This is a genomic window from Dyadobacter sp. CY327 (genome assembly GCF_021390415.1).
GTDB classification, from domain to species: Bacteria; Bacteroidota; Bacteroidia; order Cytophagales; family Spirosomataceae; genus Dyadobacter; species Dyadobacter chenhuakuii.
This window is the reverse complement of record NZ_JAJUXJ010000004.1, coordinates 121,309-140,536: the sequence shown is the minus strand read 5'-3', so window position 1 is coordinate 140,536 and position 19,228 is coordinate 121,309. Positions and strand designations below refer to the sequence as shown.

Below are 19,228 nucleotides of genomic sequence, written 5' to 3'. Positions count from 1 at the left end.
CAGTTAAATATCACTCGGTTCTTAAAGCAGAAACAGGATTCAACCAGGCAGCTTTGATCGCCTGAGAGCTGACAGTGAGTAGTGCAATGGACGTTGTTACCACGCCGGATATGGCGAAAATCCACCAACTTAAACTTGTATGGTATGCAAATGTGCCCAGCCAGCTGCTGAGAGCCCACCATGCCAGCGGAGAGGCAAGAATTAATGCGATTAGGATAAGTTTCAGAAAGTCAGAAGAAAGAAGACCGACAATATTTGCCGAACTTGCTCCGAGCACTTTTCGTACGCCAATTTCCTTCGTCCGCTGCTCGGCAGTAAATGCTGCGAGTCCAAATAGCCCCAGGCACGAAATCAGGATGGCAAGCACACCAAAATAATTGACAAGCGTATTGACCTGTTGCTCACTCCGGTAAAGATTCTCATACTCATCATCCAGGAAATGATAGTCGAAAGGATAATCTGGATTGAACCGCTTAGCTATATTTTTAAGCTCTGCAAGGGCTTGCTCTGTTTTCCCCGTCTGCGTTTTTACTAATAAATAACCCGAATTCTCAGGAATATAAGTCAGTACGAGCGGGGTGATAGCCTGGTGCAGCGAGATCATATGGAAGTCCTTCATAAGCCCGATCACACGCCCGGTGCCTTTCCAGAATTTGATCTCCTTGCCAACAGGATTTTTTTCGCCCATCAGCCGGGCCGTTGCCTCGTTGATCAGGTAGGCAGATGAATCCGCGGCGCTGCCAGCACGAAAGTCCCTGCCGTCGACGAGCTTAATGTTCATGGTTTTGACAAAATCAGCTCCAACCGTCATCGCTGTCACATTGGTTTCCAGGCTCGGATCTTTTCCCGGCCAGGATAAATCGCCCGATGTTGCCTGGATGTTGACTGGGAGCATAGCGGTCGCCGTCGCCGATGCTACGGCTGGTTGCCTGATTACTTCCTGCCTGAAAGCTTCCATCTTTTCGGGCTTGGCAAAATTGCCTTCCAGGGTCAGGTAAATAACGTTATTACGATCCAGACCCAGATTTTTGGTCCGTAAATACTGCATTTGCTTACTGACGGCAAGCATGCCGACAATCAAAAAAACGGATAAGGAAAATTGGAATGTAACCAGTATTTTTCGGAAGAGTGCCGGACCATTGCCAAACTGTATTTTGCCTTTCAGAATCGCAATCGGCCTTAATGCTGACAAAAACAACGCCGGATAGCTTCCTGCCAAAAGCCCGGTCAGCATTGTTAATGCTATAATCCCGGCCCAAATTGCCGGACTGGCAAGGTTTAGGGCCAATTGCTTTCCAAACAACTGGTTGAAACCAGGCAATGCGAGCCACACGCCAGCCAGCGCCAGGACAACGGCCAGCACACTGGTGAGAACAGATTCACTTAAAAATTGCCCGATCAGCGAGGAACGTAATGCGCCAACTACTTTTCGCACACCTACCTCTTTGGCCCGTGTAGCAGAACGTGCTGTGGCAAGATTCATAAAATTAATGCAGGCAATAAGCAAAAGAAACGCTGCAACGACAGAAAACACCCGGACATATTCGATCCGCCCACCGACTGGCTTGCCCATTTTGTATTCACCATACAAATAAACGTCCGTTATCGGTTGAAGAATTGGCACCGTAGTGTTATCCTTATCCGTATAGTGCTTGTAAATACCTTTCATGCTCTGTTCGGCCTGGGCCTGGGTCGTATTTTGCCGCAGCCGGACGTAGGTTAAAAAAGAGCTGTTACCCCACGTTTTTTGCCAGGGCTGTTCCTGCTCCTTCCAGTTGACCACCCAGCCAAACTTCAAAGTCGAATTGTCTGGCAAATCCTTTAACACAGCACCGACGACATAGAATTTCTCATTATTAAGCTGCAGTGATTTTCCAAGTGCCTCTGTATTGGGAAAATATTTATCAGCCATTTTTTCTGTAATGACAATCTGGTTGGTTTGCGCAAGCGCCATGCGGGGGTTGCCTTTCAAAACAGGCAATTCGAATACGCCAAAAAAGTCGTCCGTCGCATAATATCCTTTCTCCTTGGCACTTTTTTCTCCGACCTTAACCAGCAGCTCCGCCCAGGCATTGACCTTTGTGGCTGCGGCAACTTCGGGTATGTCTTTGGAAAGCGCATCCTGTAATGGTCCGGGTGTGACTTCACCCGTGCCGATTTCTCCCGTATTTCGGTTGGTCGAGTTGGTCCGCACAAAAAAGACGTTTTCCGCATCTGTAATGAAGCGATTATAACTAAGCTCATCTTGAACCCACAAACCAATCATGAGCGCGCAGGCCATACCCAGGGCGAGCCCAAAGACATTGATGGCTGTGTACATTTTATTCTTGGCAAGATTGCGCCGGGCGGTGGTAAAATAGGATTGAAGCATGTCGGTTAGGGATGGATTTGGGTATTTCGAAGTTGCTTTACGCTTGTAAAAGAACGGTGTCAGACAGTGCAATACGGCCGATATGTAACCCTGGCGAGCGCGGGACAGTCCGTTGGTTTCCACTTGTTTATAGAAAACTTCATGCAAGTCGCCCTGCACGAATTCTAGCAGGTGCGGTGCTATGAACCATTCGAGAAGCTTGTCGGCCCAGCGGGGAGGTTGGGCTTTCGGTTGCTGATTTTGAGGCTTTCGGGTCACGTTGTGATGAGCTATGTTACTGGCCTAATAACTTAAACTTTCCTTCCGGAATGGCTTGCCAAAGATTTTCTCGCATTGTCCGGATTTCAGCGAGTACAGTGGCGCCAGCCGCCGTCAGCGCAAAAAAGCGCTTTCGTCTTCCGCCCCGGTCCGTTGTAGCGCCTCCGACAGAAGAGGATAGGAAACCCTTTTCCTCGAGTCTATACAATGTTGTATGAACAGCACCGATGGTAAAGCTGCGGCCCGCATGCAATTGAAGTTGTTCCATCACAGGAACCCCATACATTTGCTCGGTGCTTGCGGCTACCACAAGGAGCACCAGTTCTTCCAATTCTCCCAGGATTGTTTTCTTCATAAAAGTCGGCGTCCTGATTATATACAATAAGTTAAATCAAATCCCGTGCCTAGATAATAATGTGCCCATTTACTGGAAGTTATCAGATTTGATGGCTTGAATATTGTTCAAAAACGGACAGGTTGTCGTTCATCGATGGACATATGCAAAGGCTCATGGTCTAACACTTACAGGATTGACTTAATGATTCCTTAATTTATCAATTGAATTTAACCAGCAGAGAACGCCTAGATTTGATGTGAATTCAATATCGACACATCACGTCTATGAAAATAATCTACGGTCTTATTCTTTTAAGTATTCCCGCTTGCGGACAGAAGAATGATTCGCTTCGGACCGAATTATTAAGTCAGGTTAACATTACGGCCAGCCGGGCCAATGAAAAAACATTTCAAACGGCTGGCTCTATCTCCGTTTTTTCTTCTAAAAGTTTTCAGACATATCAGCCCCGTACAACGCCGGAAGCCCTGATGGGGACCACCGGCGTTTTTGTGCAAAAAACCACGCACGGAGCGGGATCGCCTTTTTTACGCGGATTAACCGGAAATCAGACGCTCATCTTAATAGACGGAATCCGGCTGAACAACAGCACATTTCGCTATGGCCCCAACCAGTACCTGAATACCATTGATCCTTTTAGTATTGATAAAATGGAGGTTTTACGCGGAGGTGGTTCGGTAGCTTACGGCTCGGATGCATTAGGTGGCACCCTTCAATTATTGACTGCGACTCCTGCATTTTCCGAAAAGATATCTGTCCATGGCAAAGCAGTAGCGCGCTACGCGACGGGTAATATGGAAAAGACATTACGGGCAGGGGTCGAGCTCTCGGGCTTGCGTGCTGCATTCTCGGGCGGCATCAGCATCCGTAATTTTGGAGATCTGATAGGTGGAGATACTACCGGCAAACAAACGCCGAGTGGCTACAAAGACCGGGCTTTTGATGCGAAACTGCTTTTGAAATTCACTGATTCGTGGACGCTGACCCTGGCACATCAATCGGTTTCTCAAAAGCACGTTCCGCTATACTACCGTTACAAGCTCGAAAACTTTGCCTTGAATGAATTTGATCCGCAAAGACGGTCTTTAAGCTATGTTAAATTAAAAGGCAATACATCCAGTAAATGGGCATCCGAATTATCACTGACCGGTTCTTTCCAATCGACTAATGAAGGTCGGCTCAGCCGAAAAAATGGCAGTAACAGTTTGCGAACAGAGACTGATAAAGTGCAAACCACCGGACTGATCTTTAATGTAATCTCTGAGATCACTCCTTTCTGGAACGCCAGTTCCGGAATAGAAATCTATAATGATGTTGTCAGGAGCAGTAAGACCGATCAAATAGCAAATGCCGCGCCACTAGCCAGCCGCGGGCTCTATCCTGATGATAGCAAATACCTGAATTATGCCGTTTATTCACTTCATCAGGTAAAGCTGGATGACTGGCGGTTTTCGTTTGGCGGGCGCTTTAATGGTTTTAATATAAAAGTTGAAGACGAAGCGCTTGGTAGCGTTTCTGTCAAGCCGCAGGCACTTGTCGGAAATGCTTCTATCTCTTATCTGCCTGGCGAAAATTCCAATTTTTACACGTCCTTCCACTCTGGTTTCAGGGCACCGAATATTGATGATATGGGAACGCTGGGAATCGTGGATTTCCGCTACGAGTTACCTGCATACGATCTTAAACCCGAAACGTCCTACAATTTTGAGGCGGGTTACAAATACCATTCTGGCGGGCTTGCATTGTGTGCCGGATTATTTCAAAACAATCTGCGCAGCCTGATTGCCCGCGTGAAAGTTGATGGTCAGAAAATAGATGGCATTGATGTGTATAGAAAGGAAAACGTGGAGCGTGCATACATCAGGGGCGGGGAGTTTGAGGCAGAATATGTCTTTGAAAATGATTGGAAAGTATACGGCTCAGCTGCTTATAATTTCGGTGAAAATGTAACTAAAAAGGAGCCGGTCCGTCGCATTCCGCCACTAAGCGGAAGGTTTGGACTGGAGTACCGCAATAAGGGATGGTTTGCCCGTCCGGAGGCATGGTTTGCCGGGAAACAAACCAGATTGGCAGCGGGAGACGCAGCAGATAACCGCATCCCAAAAGGAGGCACGCCGGGATGGTTAATAGTGAACTTTATGACGGGATACGAGACCAAACATTTTGCATTAAACGCTGTTGTACAGAATATTAGCAATGAAGATTACCGTACACACGGCTCAGGGATCAATGGCGTCGGCCGCAGTCTGTGGCTTACTTTGACCGGAAAATTTTAAAAAATATAGTTCAAAATTCTGCTAACTCACCATGACAAAAAATCTGAAATTTGCAATTTACCTGATGCTGGCGGGCATCATCTGCTACGGCTGTAAAAGGAATGCAGGCGGTCAATCCGAGGAATTAGCCTTGTATAAGCAACTTTCGGCCAAACGCATCGACTTGCCCAATGGCTGGTCACTCACACCGGTAGGCCGTAGCCTGGACCTGGACGACTTGCCTTTAAACCTGGTTGTTTCCCCTTCAAAAAAATACCTGGCTGTCACTAACAACGGGCAGAGCACCCAAAGCATTACATTGATTGATGCGGCTTCCGAGAAAGTGCTGGACACTGCCATTGTGGCCAAATCATACCTTGGTCTGGCATTCAGTCAGGATGAGAAAATGATATATGCCTCGGGCGGAAACGACAATAAGATTTTGGTATACAAAATAGAAGACCAGAAACTTGTTGCTGCTGAGCCGATTGTGCTGGGCAAACCCTGGCCCGTCAAAATATCTCCTACCGGAATAGCAGTCGACGACGCTCAAAAGCGGATTTATGTGGTGACAAAAGAAGACAGCGCGCTTTATGTTTGTGATTCTCAGACCAAAAAAACCATTGGTAAGCTAAACTTAGGTGCTGCGGCTTACACCTGTTTGCTTTCTAATGATAAAAAAGAGCTTTATGTTTCGCTTTGGGGCGGCTCGCGGGTGGTGATCGTAAACACAGAAACACAGCAGATTGCAGCGGAAATTGCGACCAACAAAAATCCCAACGACCTGCTATTGACCAGAGATGGCAAGTTTTTATATGCGGCAAACGGCAATGATAACACCGTGGCGCTCATTGATCTGGCCAAAAGACAAGTGTCGGAAACATTAACGACTTCTCTTTTTCCGGATGCGCCTGTGGGTACGACGCCTAATGGGCTTGCACTGAGTGATGATGAGAAAACCTTATACATTGCCAATGCTGATAATAATTGCCTGGCAGTTTTTGATGTAGAAACCAAAGGTCGCAGCCGTTCCATCGGATTTATCCCGACTGGCTGGTATCCGACGGCTGTAAAAACAATTGGCTCAAAGATATTTGTTACTAATGGAAAAGGATTTTCCTCTAAGGCAAATCCAAAAGGTCCAAACCCGAATTTATCAAAAGTTCCACAACAAGTAGGGCCAAATCCGCAGGCATACACGGGCAGAGAGCAGTACATCGGAGGATTGTTTAAAGGTACATTATCCATCATAGATGCACCCTCGGCACAAACGCTTTCAGCCTACTCGCGTGTGGTATATGCCAACACGCCTTATACCAAAAATAAGGAGCTGAATGCGGAAGGGGAGGCTGGTAATCCGATCCCGATGAAAGTGGGTGATAAATCGCCGATTAAATATGTGTTTTACATTATCAAGGAAAATCGTACATACGACCAGGTCCTGGGCGATATGAAGGAAGGAAATGGCGACGCTTCCCTTTGTTTGTTTCCTGAAAAGATCACACCGAACCAGCACGCATTGGCCCGTCAGTTTGTGTTACTCGATAACTTTTACGTCGATGCAGAGGTGAGTGCCGACGGGCATAACTGGTCATCGGCTGCGTATGCCAATGACTATGTGGAGAAAAACTGGGTAACCAGCTATGGAGGTCGCGGTGGCACGTATGATTACGAGGGCCAGAAAGAAATCGCGCATCCCAGGGACGGATTTATCTGGGACCATGCCTTGCGTGCCGGGCTAACATTCCGCAGCTACGGCTGGTTTGCAGACGAGGGGAAAGCCAATATCAAAACACTTGAAGGACATTATTGCCCGACTTTCAAAGGTTATAATCTGGGCTATAAGGATATTGACCGGGAAGCTGCATGGGAAAAGGATTTTGATGAATTACTTGCCGCAGGCAAACTCCCAAGATTGAATACATTAAGGTTTGGTAATGATCATACATCGGGTGCCAGTGTAGGAAAGCCCACGCCGTTTGCTGCTGTGGCTGATAATGACCTGGCAGTTGGGCGTTTTGTTGAGCACCTTTCCAAGAGTAAGGTTTGGAATGAATCAGTTGTATTCATCCTCGAAGATGATGCTCAGAATGGACCCGATCACGTGGATGCACACCGTTCCATTGCATTTGTGGCTGGCGGTTTTGTCAAAAGAGGTTTTGTAGACCACACGATGTATTCGACTTCCGGAATGCTGCGTACAATGGAGTTGATTTTGGGGATCAAGCCCATGAGCCAGTACGATGCGGCGGCCACACCGATGTGGAGGTGTTTTGATAACAAGGTTAATCCGGGCACATTCACTTCAAAAGAAGCTGGGGTGGATCTGGATCAGAAAAATGTCGCGGTTAACAAAAACTCCCGAAAAACAGACCAGTTTGATCTCTCGATTCCCGACGCGATTGATGACCTGGTTTTTAGCGAAATAGTATGGCAGACAGTACGCGGCGAAAACAGCATCATGCCTGCTCCGCGTCGGGGTGCATTCGTTAGACTGGAAAGAGGGGGTGAAGAAGACGAAGAGGAATTTGATCAGGATTAATTCACTAAAAACCAAAAGTTTTCGGCTAGGCTGATTGGAAGATGGCAATATCTTATAGCGCTATGACTGCGCCATTAGAAACGCGGCTTTGACCTGAGGGCATCTTCATCAGCAATCGATAAGTGAATACACCATTTGCACTGCCCCCTTTATAAATTCCGTCCCAAAGAATTGTTCCGCTTTGTACAGTTCCTGGCTTGCTAGAAAAAATAGCATTACCCCAGCGGTTATAAACGGTTAGCTGCTCTATTTGCAGACTGACATCGGGAAAGAAAATAGCCCAGCCATCATTGATGCCGTCATTGTTTGGCGTGAACGAAGTAGGTAAGTAAAACAGCTGACGGCAGGGCTCGCCCAGGTCAATACTTTGCTCAGCGATACAGTTTGAATCATCTTTTACAGCTATCAAGTAAGTCCCTGCCAAAAGTCCAGCAAACGAAGAATCTCGCTGGTAAGCCCGCCCATCAAGACTATAATAATAATTACCTATGCCACCGGTGGAAATAGTCACCTGACCATCTGGCAAGTTGCAAGTTGGCATCTGTGTGTCAATACGCGTAATCACAGGCCCTTCGCTTCCTTCGACTATCACAACTTGCGTGTCATTGCAGCCGTCTTCGTCCTTGGCTGATAGCTGATAGCTACCTGCTTCCAAATTGTCAAATGAGTTTTGTGACTGATCGGAATGACCCGTTAGAGAATACATTACTGCTCCATTTCCTTCCGCTGCGGCAACTCTTATCTGACCATTGGATTTTCCACAGCTTGTTGGCATTACTTCAATGGTATTCATTTTGAGCTTTACACTATTTTTCAGGAAAACCTGCCGGGAAGCGACGCATAGGCTATCGTCTTTAACAAAAACGGTGTATGCCCCTCCGTTCAGATTTTCAAACAAATTATCAGTTTTGAAATTAATACCATCTATGGAGTAGCTTAATAGGCCAGAGCCACCATAGGCGACAATGCGTAGTGAGCCATTCGAGTTACCACAATGAGGCAGTATTGAATCAACTAATGAAATGACCGGCGTTGGTCGTTGATCCACTTTAATGTCGATTGAGCCCCAACAATTAGCTGCGTAAACTGACAGTTTATAGGTACCTGGTGAAAGACTAGTAAAAACGGGGGAAAGCTGTAAATCTCCATCATTCAGCTTGTATTGCAGTGGGTGGCTGACGGAACCTCCCCTGGCATTAATGATCATCGTTCCATCGTTTTTTCCACAGCTGGCAGGTGTTGTCGTGACATCGGTCAAAAAAAACTCAACAATTTCAATAGTGATTGCCTGTGGCGGAGATTCAAGTCCATTGACATTTTGAGTTAAATAATAGGTTGTGGTGACGTTTAACGGAGAAGAATAATAGGTGTTCCCCTGCGCAAGCTTAGTTGTTAGGGCTGCATCCGCATACCATGTAATATTCTCACCAGTGACCGTTAATATTATTGGATCAGTATCACGGCAATACGTATCTGGTGTTTGTAAAACGATTGAATCAGAACCTGGGGCGACCATAATACCTTCAAAAGATAACAACGCTGCTTCTGAACCGGAAGCAAAAACATCATTGCTGAAGGACAGAGCCACCATCAACAGTAAAGAAGCCGGAAAATCTGCCAACATCCGCCTGCAGTTTTTTATTCTCGTCTGCATATTTCAATTTATGGACGAATCGATATGAGAAAGCAATTACTCAAGTGCAAGCTCCTGCTAGCTTACTTATCAAATAAAAATAAACTTGTGATCTTGCCACCTATCGTTGGTGAGGGACATTTTAGCATAGTTATGGGTTTTTGACAAATATTGAACTAGCCAATGCGCTTGTACGACCATTAGTAGTTTTTACTGATACACCATTTTTCCAGATTCATGCGGCGTTAGTATTGCCGTTATACACTACATTAGTAACACAGTACACATCTTTGCCTGAAACGGCTATATCAATTACATTTGAACTATATTTTGAGCCGTTGGGAAGTACAGTTTAGGTGCGCGATTCAAAGTGAATCAAACTTCCAAAGGCATTAATGTCAATGAATTCTATATCGAAATCCTTTAAACGATTTATAAGATCAGCTACCGGAACGATTGTTTCCGGAAGATAGAGGCCTCCGGCTATTGTTGCGTTTTTCCCATTAAAGCCCAATATCCGTTCTGTTATTAAATAGACACCCACCGCGGTCATTCGAGCGTTTCCTTTTTTGCCAGACACAATCATTCGAAGCTTTTTCTTTTCTCCGGATAACAACAAACCCTCCATATCGATATACAGATCATGCGAGGCTTCTAAACCTCTACTGCTGCCTATGGATTCACCCGTAGCAAAATCAAATCGAATGTTGGCAGCATTTGTAAAAGCGGCAATACTTGGGACATCCAGCGTACTCAATGGATAAGCTTTGGCCAGAGACCGATTGTATAAGCAGATCTCTCTTGGGTTATCTTTTGCGGGCACGGATAGCCACTCTCCATCTTGCCGGATTAGCGCCTGACCTATAAAACCGTTGACATCATTTGCAACCTCCGGCCCTACCTGGTCCTTCGTGTCATACAATCCTGCCATTTCAATACTTGTGATATAATTAAATTTGGTGGCCAGGTGTTTAACAGCAAGCGTCAATAATCCTGCTTGCCAATGGCCAGCAAAGACGATCGGGGCAACAATCGGTTTATGCAGACTTAAAAATGTTATCGGAGCGATTTGATCAGCTAATTCACTGACGGTAATACAAGCGATACCATTCGAAATGGCAGTCTCCCTTGAAATATTGCTCCGGTCTTGCATCGCTGTTATGATAAGATTAATGTTACCGAGTTTGCTTAAATCAAGTCCTTCCTCCAAATTAACATAGGCTGTTTTTGCGTTCTTTAATTCAGCGGCCAGCTGTTCACCGTTTTGAGGGTTTCTGCCGGAGAGAACCAATTCTATGCTGGTATCTGCACGTCTGATCAACCGGGCTATGTTGCTACCTACCATTCCGTAACCGCCTATAATCAAGATCCGTTTTCTTTTTAATTCCATGTTATTTTTTAAAAATCAGTACAATTCAATTACTTCACTTTAGTATCAATAGCATCGCTATTAAAATTCTGACAAGTATTTCATATATGATCTTACACCCAATTCGATGTGGCTATCAGAAACGTTGAATTCCATACCGTAAAAAGCGAATGCCGGTTGGTATTCCGCTTTGACATATTCAAAACTTAGCTCGAATGGCCTTGTGAGTTCGTTGAGCGGATATTTGTATATCCCTGCGTTACTCAACTCCTCCTTTTCAACTCCCAACGATATGGCCAGTGCTATTTTTTTTCCTTTCATGCAGTATCCACTTTTACTACCATACGCCCAGCCGTGTGTCATAACCTGGTCGAACCATTTTTTTAACAATGATGGAATATTAAACCAGTAGTAGGGAAATTGGAATACAATCTTATCGTATTGCTCAACTAGGCGCTGCTCAGCCTGGACATCTATCTTTTCGTCTGGATATGCATCGTACAACTGGTGAACAGTGTACTCTTCTGGAAATTTTAGCAGCTCCTCCATCCACCTTTTATTTATGGTAGACTCGCCTATGTTAGGGTGCGTAATAATGATTAAAGTCTTCATAGTAGTATCAATAATAATCTACACAAAGGTAGCATGCACTACATCGAAGTCGTATATTACCCACCGATTGTTAGGTACTATAAAAAATGTAAGTAATGAGTAAGATTAAGCAGACATCGACCAATTTCTCCAACAAGAGTGCATTAAGTGACGAATGCCCGGAGGCTTATGCTTCAACTGTTATTGGCGGACAGTGGACACTGGTCATCTGCTCCTGGTTATTGAGCGGTAAGCTTCGGTTTGGGGAACTGAAAAAGAAGTTGCCAAACATTACCGAACGTATGTTGACATTACAACTCCGTAAGCTTGAAGAAAATATGATAGTCAAAAGAACCGTATATGCAGAAGTGCCACCCCGCGTCGAATATGAATTAACTCAAATAGGATACGACTTAAAACCTGTCATCAAAGAGTTGGAAAATTGGGGGGATCGTCATAAAAAATTAACTAGTCAATAATCCAGGGTATCCTAATTAGCTTGTTAGTCTTTATTCCTAATCAGCCTAGACAGGTTTACTCCAAACAATATCTTCATGCTGACGAAGAGCCTTATTTCATACCGGGTAGAAAGCCGGTCTTGATAAGGTGGAAGGAGAGAACAATCTCTTTCGCAATCTGTTATGAAGTTTTTGTACCAGAACATGCCTGTAATGTTATTCAAAATGGTGCTGATATCTACATTGCTAGCGTTGCAAAAAGTGCCAAAGGAGTGGTACGTGCGTACAAACGGCTAGCTCAGATAGCCGGTGATTTTGGAATTACAGTGTTAATGGCCAACAGTGTGGGGTATCAGGATAACTTCCAAAGTGCTGGCTTTTCCGCTAGTTGGAGTAAGGACGGTGAGCTGGCTGGCAAGTATCATAAGCATAGAGCCGTCCCAAATTTGATTTGAGACGGCCCCATTAAATGACAACAGCACAGAAATCCGGTCAGGCGTTAAAACCGCCGTCAATGGTCAGCGCGGAGCCTGTAATAAAATTTCCTTCTTCACTTGCCAAAAAAGACACCAAACCTGCAATATCCTCGCCGGTTCCATATTTGGGAATAGCCATCCTGCCCCTTAAAAACTCAGCATGTTCCGTATTGGAGGGGTTCATATCGGTATCAATGGGTCCGGGCTGTACCAAATTTACCGTAATGCCTTTTGGCCCCAGATCACGCGCTAAACCACGGGTGAAGCCCTGTAAGGCTGACTTGCTCATTGTATACAAAGTTGTCTGCGAGCTCAATGAATTATCTGCCAAATTGCTCCCGATGGTGATAATGCGACCACCGGCTGACATTTGTTTTGCTACCGCATGCGCAGCCAGGTAGACGGCACGCACATTGATGGACATAATGCGCTCATAGTCCTCAAGCGTATGGTCTTCGAATGCCTTTCCAATATAGATGCCTGCATTGCTCACAAGTATATCAATATGACCAAACTTTGCGATGGCGGCATTTACTGTATCGGTGATCTGTTGGCTGTCGGAACTATCTGCCTGAATCGCTACTGCATTTCCGCCTGCTTCCTTGATTTCAGCCACCACTGCTTGGGCCTTCTCAGTTGCATGCGAAAAGGTGAACAGGACTGTTGCACCTTCGCGGGCTAATTTTTTGCTGATTGCTGCTCCGATACCACGGCTGCCACCAGTTACCAGCGCTATTTTATTCTCTAACTTTTTCATTTGATTCAGTAATTAATTAACGCATCAAATTTCTACTAAATACCTTACATTTGTATGGTACTTATAAATTTGTTAGGTACTTACAAAAACGTAAGAAATGAGAAAAGAGAACTCTACGAATGCTTTTAATGAAAAGCGAATTATTGATAGCTGCGGTATGGCCTATGCCTTAGGCCTAATCGGGGGTAGGTGGAAACCTGCGATCCTATGCAGACTTTCCAACAAGACTATGCGTTATGGTGAGCTTAACCGCGATATTGAAGGCATCTCCGAGCGGATGCTGGTAGCACAATTGCGGGAATTAGAAAATGACGGCATTGTAGAGCGTCAGGTATATCCGGAAGTGCCACCGCGCGTCGAGTATAGACTTACAGCACTTGGCGAAACCCTAAGGCCGGTCCTTGCCTCCATGTCCGACTGGGGTAACATGCACCGCGAGCAGGTAGCTGCTCATATGCAAAATGATTAGACGATGCGGGCGTGACAAGCTCACGCCCCTTTTAGAGCGGGTCGCTGGCGTTTATAGATAATAATTTTTAATTAGTAATAGGCCTATGGGAAGCCGTGGGTGGCAGGCCATTTCTGTTAAATAGAAATAAGAGGTTAGAATGCTAAAAAGCCGTTCACCAGTTCAATGACTTTTTTTGGTTGTTCTTCGAACATATAGTGTCCGCTATCCAATATGCCTTCGACTTTTACATTCGTGGCTACGTAAGGCAAACCCATTTTCATGTAGTTGTAGCTCACATTGCTGCCGATCCCCAAAACGGGCATTTCAAGGGGATTATAATGTTTAGCGTCTTCTATATCTTGGGTAAATGACTGGTACCAGGCATTGGACGCCCGGATACTTGCCGCCTCGTTGTATGCGGAAGCATAGACAGCGCGGTCGAGCGTGCCCATTTTGCTGGCATCGATCATTACGTATTCGAAAAGCCAGTCAAGCAAATATTGAAAGCGTCCTTCCAGGATCTTTTCCGGTAATGCTTTAATCTGGTTAAAACCCATCCACCAGGCATAGGGCGTATTGGTATCCATCTTTTCTGTAAATGTTCCTGCTGGCGGAATCAGCGGCATTTGCAACATGCCCTCACTGGGGTGAGAGCCATCCAGAACAATCAGCTTGTCGACGAAATCTGGATAATTGAATGCAAAACTCATCGCTACCATTCCACCGATATCATGACCCATCAAATGTACTTTGGTAAGTCCAAGTTGCTTTACAAGTTCGAGGATATCTGTTGCCATGTTCTTTTTGTCATATCCGGCAGCAGGTTTTTCTGAGCTGCCCATCCCTCTGATATCCACGATAATGACGCGGAAGTTTTCAGCAAGTGATTGGGCAAGCGGATGGTAGGAGAACCAGGTCTGTGGCCAACCTGGCAAACAAATCAAAGGCGTTCCGCTGCCGCCATCGACATAATGGAGCTCTACGCCATTCACGTTTGCATGCTGATGGGTAAAGCCAGGAAAGTGCTTTATTAATTCTTCTTCTGTATATTGATTTGGAGAGATCACTGTGTTTTCCATTGAGCAAGTAGGTTTTGATTTTCAATGCTCAAAGGTAAAGCGTCAGGGATGCGCCGAATCTATCATTTGGTAGATTCGGTAATCAACGGACATTTTTTCTGATCCGGCTCAATGCATTCGGTGTAATGCCAAGGACTTCGGCGAGCTGTTTGACTGGTACTTTTTGTAAAAATTCAGGGTTATTCATAAATTCCAAATAACGCTGCTCGGCGGAAAGGGTTTGGAAATTCAGGATCTGGTCGATCATCCTGACCGAGGTTGCCTCCCAGATTTTGCGGCCCAACTCTTGCCAGACGCTCACGTGGGCATATAAGAAATCCATATCCTTTTTGTCAATGAAAATCAGCCTGGTTTCTTCGATGGTGTCAATGTTAAAGCGGGATGGCTTTTGGGGATTAAGGCTGGAAATCTCTGTAAAAAACTCATCCTTGAAACAAATCCAGCTCGTTCTTTCCTCTTGGTTCAGATGATAATAGAAGCGGACCCCTCCTGATACGATAAAAAAATATTGATTGGCGATTTGACCTTTACGCAAAATCAGCTTTCCCTTAGGAACTAACCTTTCGTTACACCTGGAAAGCACCAATTGAAGATCCAGGTCATCAATCGATATCACCCCTCTTAAAAAGTTGACGAATTCTTCCATTTTGATACTATTTATGATTTAGAAATCGACAAGATTAATGACCGGATCGGTCTCAGTACACGCCTGATTTTTTAGCCGTTGAGCTTCACGTTTCCGATAATTTCTAACAGGTTGTCACATTGCGCCTGCAGTCCGGTCTGCGTTAATTCGTCATCAAGTTGCCTTAATGCGTTGATCTTGAGATTTACGTTTGGAATGGAATAAGCGCTTTGCTGGTTTTTCTTTGTTCCCAGGGCCGTCAGCGTTAGCAGCAGGGCAGCAAGGGCTTTGTCGCCGCCCGTATTGAGCGGAGAAGAGCTGATGGCGGCCACGGGTTTCTCATTCAGATCGCCTGTTGCCACAGTCCAGTCGAGTGCATTCTTCAATGTTCCCGGGATGCCAAATGCATATTCGGGTGTGCAGATAACAATGCCATCAGCATGTTGGATGGCCATTTTAAATTTGATAACACCTTCATTTTCTGAAAGTCCCGGCCTGAAATGTGGGATTTTATCCAAACCATCAAATATTTGGTAATCTACATTTTCAGGGAAACATTTTGCCAGCGTTTTCAGGACAAGCGTATTGGTCGAGTCTGAACGCAAGCTGCCTGAAATACCTATTATACGAATTGGTTTCATCATTGAGTATTCTAAATCTTTCCGAAAATCTCAGCAGCAAGTTAATTAAACGGTTTGGTTGTTGCATAGCCGCAGTATCAAGTCAAATTACCTTGCCCGACTCTACTATTGATTATTTGCCACCTAGTTGCCTCTGTAAGTAGAATAACCGTATGCCGACAGTGTGATTGGTACGTGATAATGTTTGCTGCCTTTGATCTCGAAGACAACCTCAATAAACGGATAGAAGCTCTCTATTTTTTGTTTTTTGAAATAAGCTGCTGTCAAAAACGTCAGCTTGTAGATACCTTCATTAGAGCTTTCAGCGCTAAGAAAGTCGGAAATCCGGCCATTCGAGTCGGTTACTTTTTCCGCTACGATTGACCATGTTTTTTTATCAGCGTCCAGTTTTTCCAGTCGGATAGGTACGTCTGATGCGGGCATTCCTTTGGATATATCAAGGATATGACTTGATAACTGATACGTTTTAGATTGCGGGTAAGCCAGGGTTGTGCTTAGCATCAGCGTCAGCACAAAAAGTAATTTTTTCATTGCTTTCAGGTTTGTTTCTTGCAAAGCTACAAGTCCGGTTTGCCGAAAGTGTTGACCTAAGTCAACGTTTTTAGAGTCGGGATTTTACGCGGCTTAATGTAGATGGAGAAATTCCCAGGTACGAAGCGGCCATCTTATTGGATACCCGCAGTAAAAATTTTGGTTGTGATGCAATGATCCACTTTACTTTTTCCAGCGCGTCAAAACCCTGGAAGCCGTAAATACGTTTTTGAGCATTTACAAAGCCTAATTCCAGTATTTCCCGGTAGATGCGACTGAACTCGGGTAGGGTATCTACGAGCTGAAAAAAGTCCTTTCGTGATATTACAAGCAGCTCTGATTTTTCAAGGGCCTGCAGATATTCCAAGGCCGGCTTCTGATCTATAAAGCTGGGCAGAGCCGTGGCAAACATGCCCTCAAAAGCAAAATAACGCGACGTTTCAACTCCTGCATTATTTAATGTGAATACCCGAAGAGATCCCGTATTAATAAAGTAGTAGGCCCTGCAAGTATCATTATAGCTGATCAAAACTTGGTTTCTGGCAGCTTTTACGGGATGAAAGAATGAACATATATTTTCAAGTTTGTCATGGTCAATATCATGTCTGCTCAGAATGTAAGATGCCAGAGGTTGATATAGAGCAGGTATTTTATTGGTTGGTTGCATTAGCACTGAATATTTACAAAAAGTTAGTATTTACAAGGGCAGCACGCTTGTGGAAACGGATTCAGTAAGAATTGATCGGCCTGAAAACACGCATTGCCTGCTCTCATGAAATGTAATACATTTGAGCTAAATCAACACAGAACTGGCGCTTGAAAACTGGTTTTGATAAAGTTTTATCCTCGATATTGCAATTGTTTTAGCTCTTCGAAAAAATGACGGATCGTATCCAATTTGAAGCAGTTCAGCCGATCCCGGCATTGGAACCGTTGGTGGAAAGCTTTTGGAGACTGGCAAATGAAACTGATGATAAGAAACCTGCCGTCATCCTGCCGGACGGTCGGTTGGACGTCAGCTTTACTTCGAGAAATCACCAGCGTATCCTTTTGCATGGTCTGGAAACCCAGCCCTCGCAAGTTGAGATAGCGCCCCGATTCAGCATGTTTTGCATAAGCTTCCGCCCACTGGCGGCCGAATATCTCTTTAAAAGTTTTTTGCCGATTGTGCCTGATAGCATAAGCTTGCTTCCGGCAAACTATTTTAATGATACCCTGAATGATTTCGAGAACATCGGAGAGTTTTCCGGTCTTTTGACAGAGGTCCTATCAAAAATGCTCACAGCAGATATTGATCCGCGAAAGAAAAGACTGTTTGATCTGATTTATAGCTCGCACGGAGGCATGAGCGTAAGAGCGCTTTCGGAAAATGTCGGATGGAGCGCCAGGCAAATGAACCGCTACTTCCAGGATACTTTTGGTATGTCACTGAAAACCTATTGCAGCGTGTTGCGTTTCAGGTCTTCTTTCGGGCATATCAAATCAGGCAAGCTTTTCCCAAAGGAAAATTACGCAGATCAATCGCATTTTATCCGCGATATTCGAAAATTTGCTGGCGTTGTACCCAAAGAGCTGGCCAAAAACACCAACGACCGATTTATACAATTTTCCACGCTTTCACCCAACTAGTTTTGTCTTATAATTAAAGAGACAAACAATGACAACAGAAAATAAGACAATTGCAGTCGTGGGCGGCGGGCCGGGCGGTTTAACGCTGGCACGACTCCTTCAAATGGGTGGCGCTCAGGTGAAAGTCTATGAGCGGGACCTTAATAAGGGCGTGCGCGTTCAGGGCGCTACACTCGACCTTCATGAGGAATCGGGCTTGGAAGCCCTGCGACGGGCGGGCCTGATGAATGCTTTTTACGCCAGTTACCGGCCCCACGCCGGCAAGCTCCGGGTTACGGATCATCACGCAAGTATCCATTTTGACGACCACGACTCTGGCGAGCTGACTGAAAATCGTCCCGAAATTGATCGTGGGCCTTTGAGAGATATATTAATTGAATCGCTGGCAGATCAGACCATCGTATGGAACAGCCACTTTCTATCTATGGAAAAAAGAGGCCAGGGATGGCTTTTGCATTTCAGCAACGGCAGCAGCGCTTACGCTGATGTGGTCATAGCAGCCGACGGCGCGAATTCACGGGTACGTCCATACATTACAGACATTAAGCCGCTTTACTCAGGCATTACTATTGTGGAAGGAAACCTGTATGATGCAGATGCCAACGCGCCGAAGTTATGTGAGCTGACCAAAGGGGGTAAAGTATTTGCTTTGGGCAATGAACAATCCTTAATACTAAGTGCCAAGGGCGATGGCAGCCTGTCTTTTTATACGGGTATAAAAGTGCCGGAGCAATGGATTGACAAATGTGGGATTTCCTTTTCAAATAAAGAACAGGTCCTGAACTGGTTTAAAAATGCCTTCGGCTTATGGAGCGACGTATGGCAGGAGTTGTTTGCCAGCGGCGAGCTTTGGTTTGTTGCGCGTCCACAGTATCATTATCCCACCAATCAGCACTGGGAGCCGCTTCCTAACCTGACGATGATCGGTGATGCGGCACACCGGATGCCTCCATATGCAGGGGAAGGCGTAAATATGGCCATGCAGGACGCTATGGAGCTGGCAACACAACTGCTATCGGGTGAGCATGCCACCATCACCGAGGCGATAGCAACATTCGAAAAGCAAATGTCTGCGCGAGCGGCGGCGGTAACGAAAATGTCACTTGACGCGACCGAGATGCTGCATTCCAAAGGTGCGCTGAATAAATTACTTGACATGTTTGAGGGCTATAAGCATGATCTTACGGAAAAATAACGGCGGTAGACA

At 45.3% G+C, this 19,228-nt stretch carries 18 protein-coding genes; 7 read left to right on the top strand and 11 right to left on the bottom strand.

Annotation, left to right across the window (positions count from 1 at the left end):
- Positions 1-10: 10 nt before the first annotated feature.
- Together LZG74_RS12185 and LZG74_RS12180 are read right to left on the bottom strand one after the other, a co-directional pair.
- On the bottom strand, positions 11-2,629 hold the full coding sequence (locus tag LZG74_RS12185) for an ABC transporter permease (protein ID WP_233796858.1): 2,619 nt from the start codon (positions 2,627-2,629) through the stop codon (positions 11-13).
- Between the two features lie 16 nt (positions 2,630-2,645).
- Positions 2,646-2,984: a PadR family transcriptional regulator gene (locus LZG74_RS12180; RefSeq protein WP_026631545.1), complete on the bottom strand. Its 339-nt coding sequence runs from the start codon at positions 2,982-2,984 to the stop codon at positions 2,646-2,648.
- A gap of 266 nt (positions 2,985-3,250) precedes the next feature.
- On the opposite strand from LZG74_RS12180, the gene LZG74_RS12175 reads away from it, so the two are divergent.
- Positions 3,251-5,260, top strand: coding sequence for a TonB-dependent siderophore receptor (locus LZG74_RS12175; protein ID WP_233796857.1), 2,010 nt, complete (start codon positions 3,251-3,253; stop codon positions 5,258-5,260).
- Positions 5,261-5,291: 31 nt separating this feature from the next.
- Entirely contained in the window at positions 5,292-7,781 is a 2,490-nt protein-coding gene (locus tag LZG74_RS12170; RefSeq protein WP_233796856.1) for a bifunctional YncE family protein/alkaline phosphatase family protein, read from the top strand.
- A 52-nt stretch (positions 7,782-7,833) separates the two neighbouring features.
- Here the strand turns inward: LZG74_RS12170 and LZG74_RS12165 are convergent, their stop codons facing one another.
- From LZG74_RS12165 to LZG74_RS12155, 3 genes are all read right to left on the bottom strand, one after another.
- Positions 7,834-9,435 (bottom strand): gliding motility-associated C-terminal domain-containing protein, encoded by a 1,602-nt coding sequence (locus tag LZG74_RS12165; protein WP_233796855.1) that lies wholly within the window; start codon positions 9,433-9,435, stop codon positions 7,834-7,836.
- A gap of 331 nt (positions 9,436-9,766) precedes the next feature.
- The gene (locus LZG74_RS12160) at positions 9,767-10,804 is read right to left on the bottom strand and encodes a hypothetical protein (protein WP_233796854.1); all 1,038 of its coding nucleotides are present in this window, start codon (positions 10,802-10,804) and stop codon (positions 9,767-9,769) included.
- A 60-nt stretch (positions 10,805-10,864) separates the two neighbouring features.
- Positions 10,865-11,395: an NAD(P)H-dependent oxidoreductase gene (locus LZG74_RS12155; RefSeq protein ID WP_233796853.1), complete on the bottom strand. Its 531-nt coding sequence runs from the start codon at positions 11,393-11,395 to the stop codon at positions 10,865-10,867.
- A 95-nt stretch (positions 11,396-11,490) separates the two neighbouring features.
- Here LZG74_RS12155 and LZG74_RS12150 point away from each other — a divergent pair, with 95 nt between their 5' ends.
- The gene (locus LZG74_RS12150) at positions 11,491-11,853 is read left to right on the top strand and encodes a helix-turn-helix domain-containing protein (RefSeq protein WP_233796852.1); all 363 of its coding nucleotides are present in this window, start codon (positions 11,491-11,493) and stop codon (positions 11,851-11,853) included.
- A gap of 20 nt (positions 11,854-11,873) precedes the next feature.
- Positions 11,874-12,287, top strand: a complete 414-nt coding sequence (locus tag LZG74_RS26540; protein WP_409014472.1) for a nitrilase-related carbon-nitrogen hydrolase — start codon at positions 11,874-11,876, stop codon at positions 12,285-12,287.
- A gap of 37 nt (positions 12,288-12,324) precedes the next feature.
- Here the strand turns inward: LZG74_RS26540 and LZG74_RS12145 are convergent, their stop codons facing one another.
- Entirely contained in the window at positions 12,325-13,065 is a 741-nt protein-coding gene (locus LZG74_RS12145; protein ID WP_233796851.1) for an SDR family NAD(P)-dependent oxidoreductase, read from the bottom strand.
- A gap of 97 nt (positions 13,066-13,162) precedes the next feature.
- On the opposite strand from LZG74_RS12145, the gene LZG74_RS12140 reads away from it, so the two are divergent.
- The gene (locus tag LZG74_RS12140; protein ID WP_304488684.1) at positions 13,163-13,534 is read left to right on the top strand and encodes a helix-turn-helix domain-containing protein; all 372 of its coding nucleotides are present in this window, start codon (positions 13,163-13,165) and stop codon (positions 13,532-13,534) included.
- Positions 13,535-13,668: 134 nt separating this feature from the next.
- Here LZG74_RS12140 and LZG74_RS12135 read toward each other — a convergent pair whose 3' ends face one another.
- The 5 genes from LZG74_RS12135 to LZG74_RS12115 all read right to left on the bottom strand — a co-directional run bounded on the left by LZG74_RS12135 (position 13,669) and on the right by LZG74_RS12115 (position 17,059).
- Positions 13,669-14,595: an alpha/beta fold hydrolase gene (locus LZG74_RS12135; protein WP_233796850.1), complete on the bottom strand. Its 927-nt coding sequence runs from the start codon at positions 14,593-14,595 to the stop codon at positions 13,669-13,671.
- Between the two features lie 82 nt (positions 14,596-14,677).
- Positions 14,678-15,241: a Crp/Fnr family transcriptional regulator gene (locus LZG74_RS12130; RefSeq protein WP_233796849.1), complete on the bottom strand. Its 564-nt coding sequence runs from the start codon at positions 15,239-15,241 to the stop codon at positions 14,678-14,680.
- A gap of 71 nt (positions 15,242-15,312) precedes the next feature.
- Positions 15,313-15,864, bottom strand: coding sequence for an NADPH-dependent FMN reductase (locus LZG74_RS12125; RefSeq protein WP_233796848.1), 552 nt, complete (start codon positions 15,862-15,864; stop codon positions 15,313-15,315).
- A 120-nt stretch (positions 15,865-15,984) separates the two neighbouring features.
- Entirely contained in the window at positions 15,985-16,392 is a 408-nt protein-coding gene (uraH, locus tag LZG74_RS12120; protein WP_233796847.1) for a hydroxyisourate hydrolase, read from the bottom strand.
- 70 nt (positions 16,393-16,462) lie between these two features.
- Complete coding sequence (locus LZG74_RS12115) at positions 16,463-17,059, bottom strand: Crp/Fnr family transcriptional regulator (protein WP_233796846.1); 597 nt, start codon at positions 17,057-17,059, stop codon at positions 16,463-16,465.
- 212 nt (positions 17,060-17,271) lie between these two features.
- On the opposite strand from LZG74_RS12115, the gene LZG74_RS12110 reads away from it, so the two are divergent.
- Both LZG74_RS12110 and LZG74_RS12105 read left to right on the top strand, forming a co-directional pair.
- On the top strand, positions 17,272-18,021 hold the full coding sequence (locus LZG74_RS12110; RefSeq protein ID WP_233796845.1) for an AraC family transcriptional regulator: 750 nt from the start codon (positions 17,272-17,274) through the stop codon (positions 18,019-18,021).
- A gap of 28 nt (positions 18,022-18,049) precedes the next feature.
- Complete coding sequence (locus LZG74_RS12105) at positions 18,050-19,216, top strand: NAD(P)/FAD-dependent oxidoreductase (RefSeq protein ID WP_233796844.1); 1,167 nt, start codon at positions 18,050-18,052, stop codon at positions 19,214-19,216.
- Positions 19,217-19,228 lie beyond the last annotated feature (12 nt).

Bases quoted from the DNA above. Each gene is read 5' to 3' on its own strand.
- LZG74_RS12180 (WP_026631545.1), bottom strand. From the start codon at position 2,984: ATGAAGAAAACAATCCTGGGAGAATTGGAAGAACTGGTGCTCCTTGTG.
- LZG74_RS12125 (WP_233796848.1), bottom strand. From the start codon at position 15,864: ATGATGAAACCAATTCGTATAATAGGTATTTCAGGCAGCTTGCGTTCA.
- uraH (WP_233796847.1), bottom strand. From the start codon at position 16,392: ATGAAAAAATTACTTTTTGTGCTGACGCTGATGCTAAGCACAACCCTG.
- LZG74_RS12150 (WP_233796852.1), top strand. From the start codon at position 11,491: ATGAGTAAGATTAAGCAGACATCGACCAATTTCTCCAACAAGAGTGCA.
- LZG74_RS12145 (WP_233796851.1), bottom strand. From the start codon at position 13,065: ATGAAAAAGTTAGAGAATAAAATAGCGCTGGTAACTGGTGGCAGCCGT.
- LZG74_RS12140 (WP_304488684.1), top strand. From the start codon at position 13,163: ATGAGAAAAGAGAACTCTACGAATGCTTTTAATGAAAAGCGAATTATT.
- LZG74_RS12130 (WP_233796849.1), bottom strand. From the start codon at position 15,241: ATGGAAGAATTCGTCAACTTTTTAAGAGGGGTGATATCGATTGATGAC.
- LZG74_RS12175 (WP_233796857.1), top strand. From the start codon at position 3,251: ATGAAAATAATCTACGGTCTTATTCTTTTAAGTATTCCCGCTTGCGGA.
- LZG74_RS12135 (WP_233796850.1), bottom strand. From the start codon at position 14,595: ATGGAAAACACAGTGATCTCTCCAAATCAATATACAGAAGAAGAATTA.
- LZG74_RS12105 (WP_233796844.1), top strand. From the start codon at position 18,050: ATGACAACAGAAAATAAGACAATTGCAGTCGTGGGCGGCGGGCCGGGC.
- LZG74_RS12160 (WP_233796854.1), bottom strand. From the start codon at position 10,804: ATGGAATTAAAAAGAAAACGGATCTTGATTATAGGCGGTTACGGAATG.
- LZG74_RS12155 (WP_233796853.1), bottom strand. From the start codon at position 11,395: ATGAAGACTTTAATCATTATTACGCACCCTAACATAGGCGAGTCTACC.
- LZG74_RS12110 (WP_233796845.1), top strand. From the start codon at position 17,272: ATGACGGATCGTATCCAATTTGAAGCAGTTCAGCCGATCCCGGCATTG.
- LZG74_RS12170 (WP_233796856.1), top strand. From the start codon at position 5,292: ATGACAAAAAATCTGAAATTTGCAATTTACCTGATGCTGGCGGGCATC.
- LZG74_RS12115 (WP_233796846.1), bottom strand. From the start codon at position 17,059: ATGCAACCAACCAATAAAATACCTGCTCTATATCAACCTCTGGCATCT.
- LZG74_RS12165 (WP_233796855.1), bottom strand. From the start codon at position 9,435: ATGCAGACGAGAATAAAAAACTGCAGGCGGATGTTGGCAGATTTTCCG.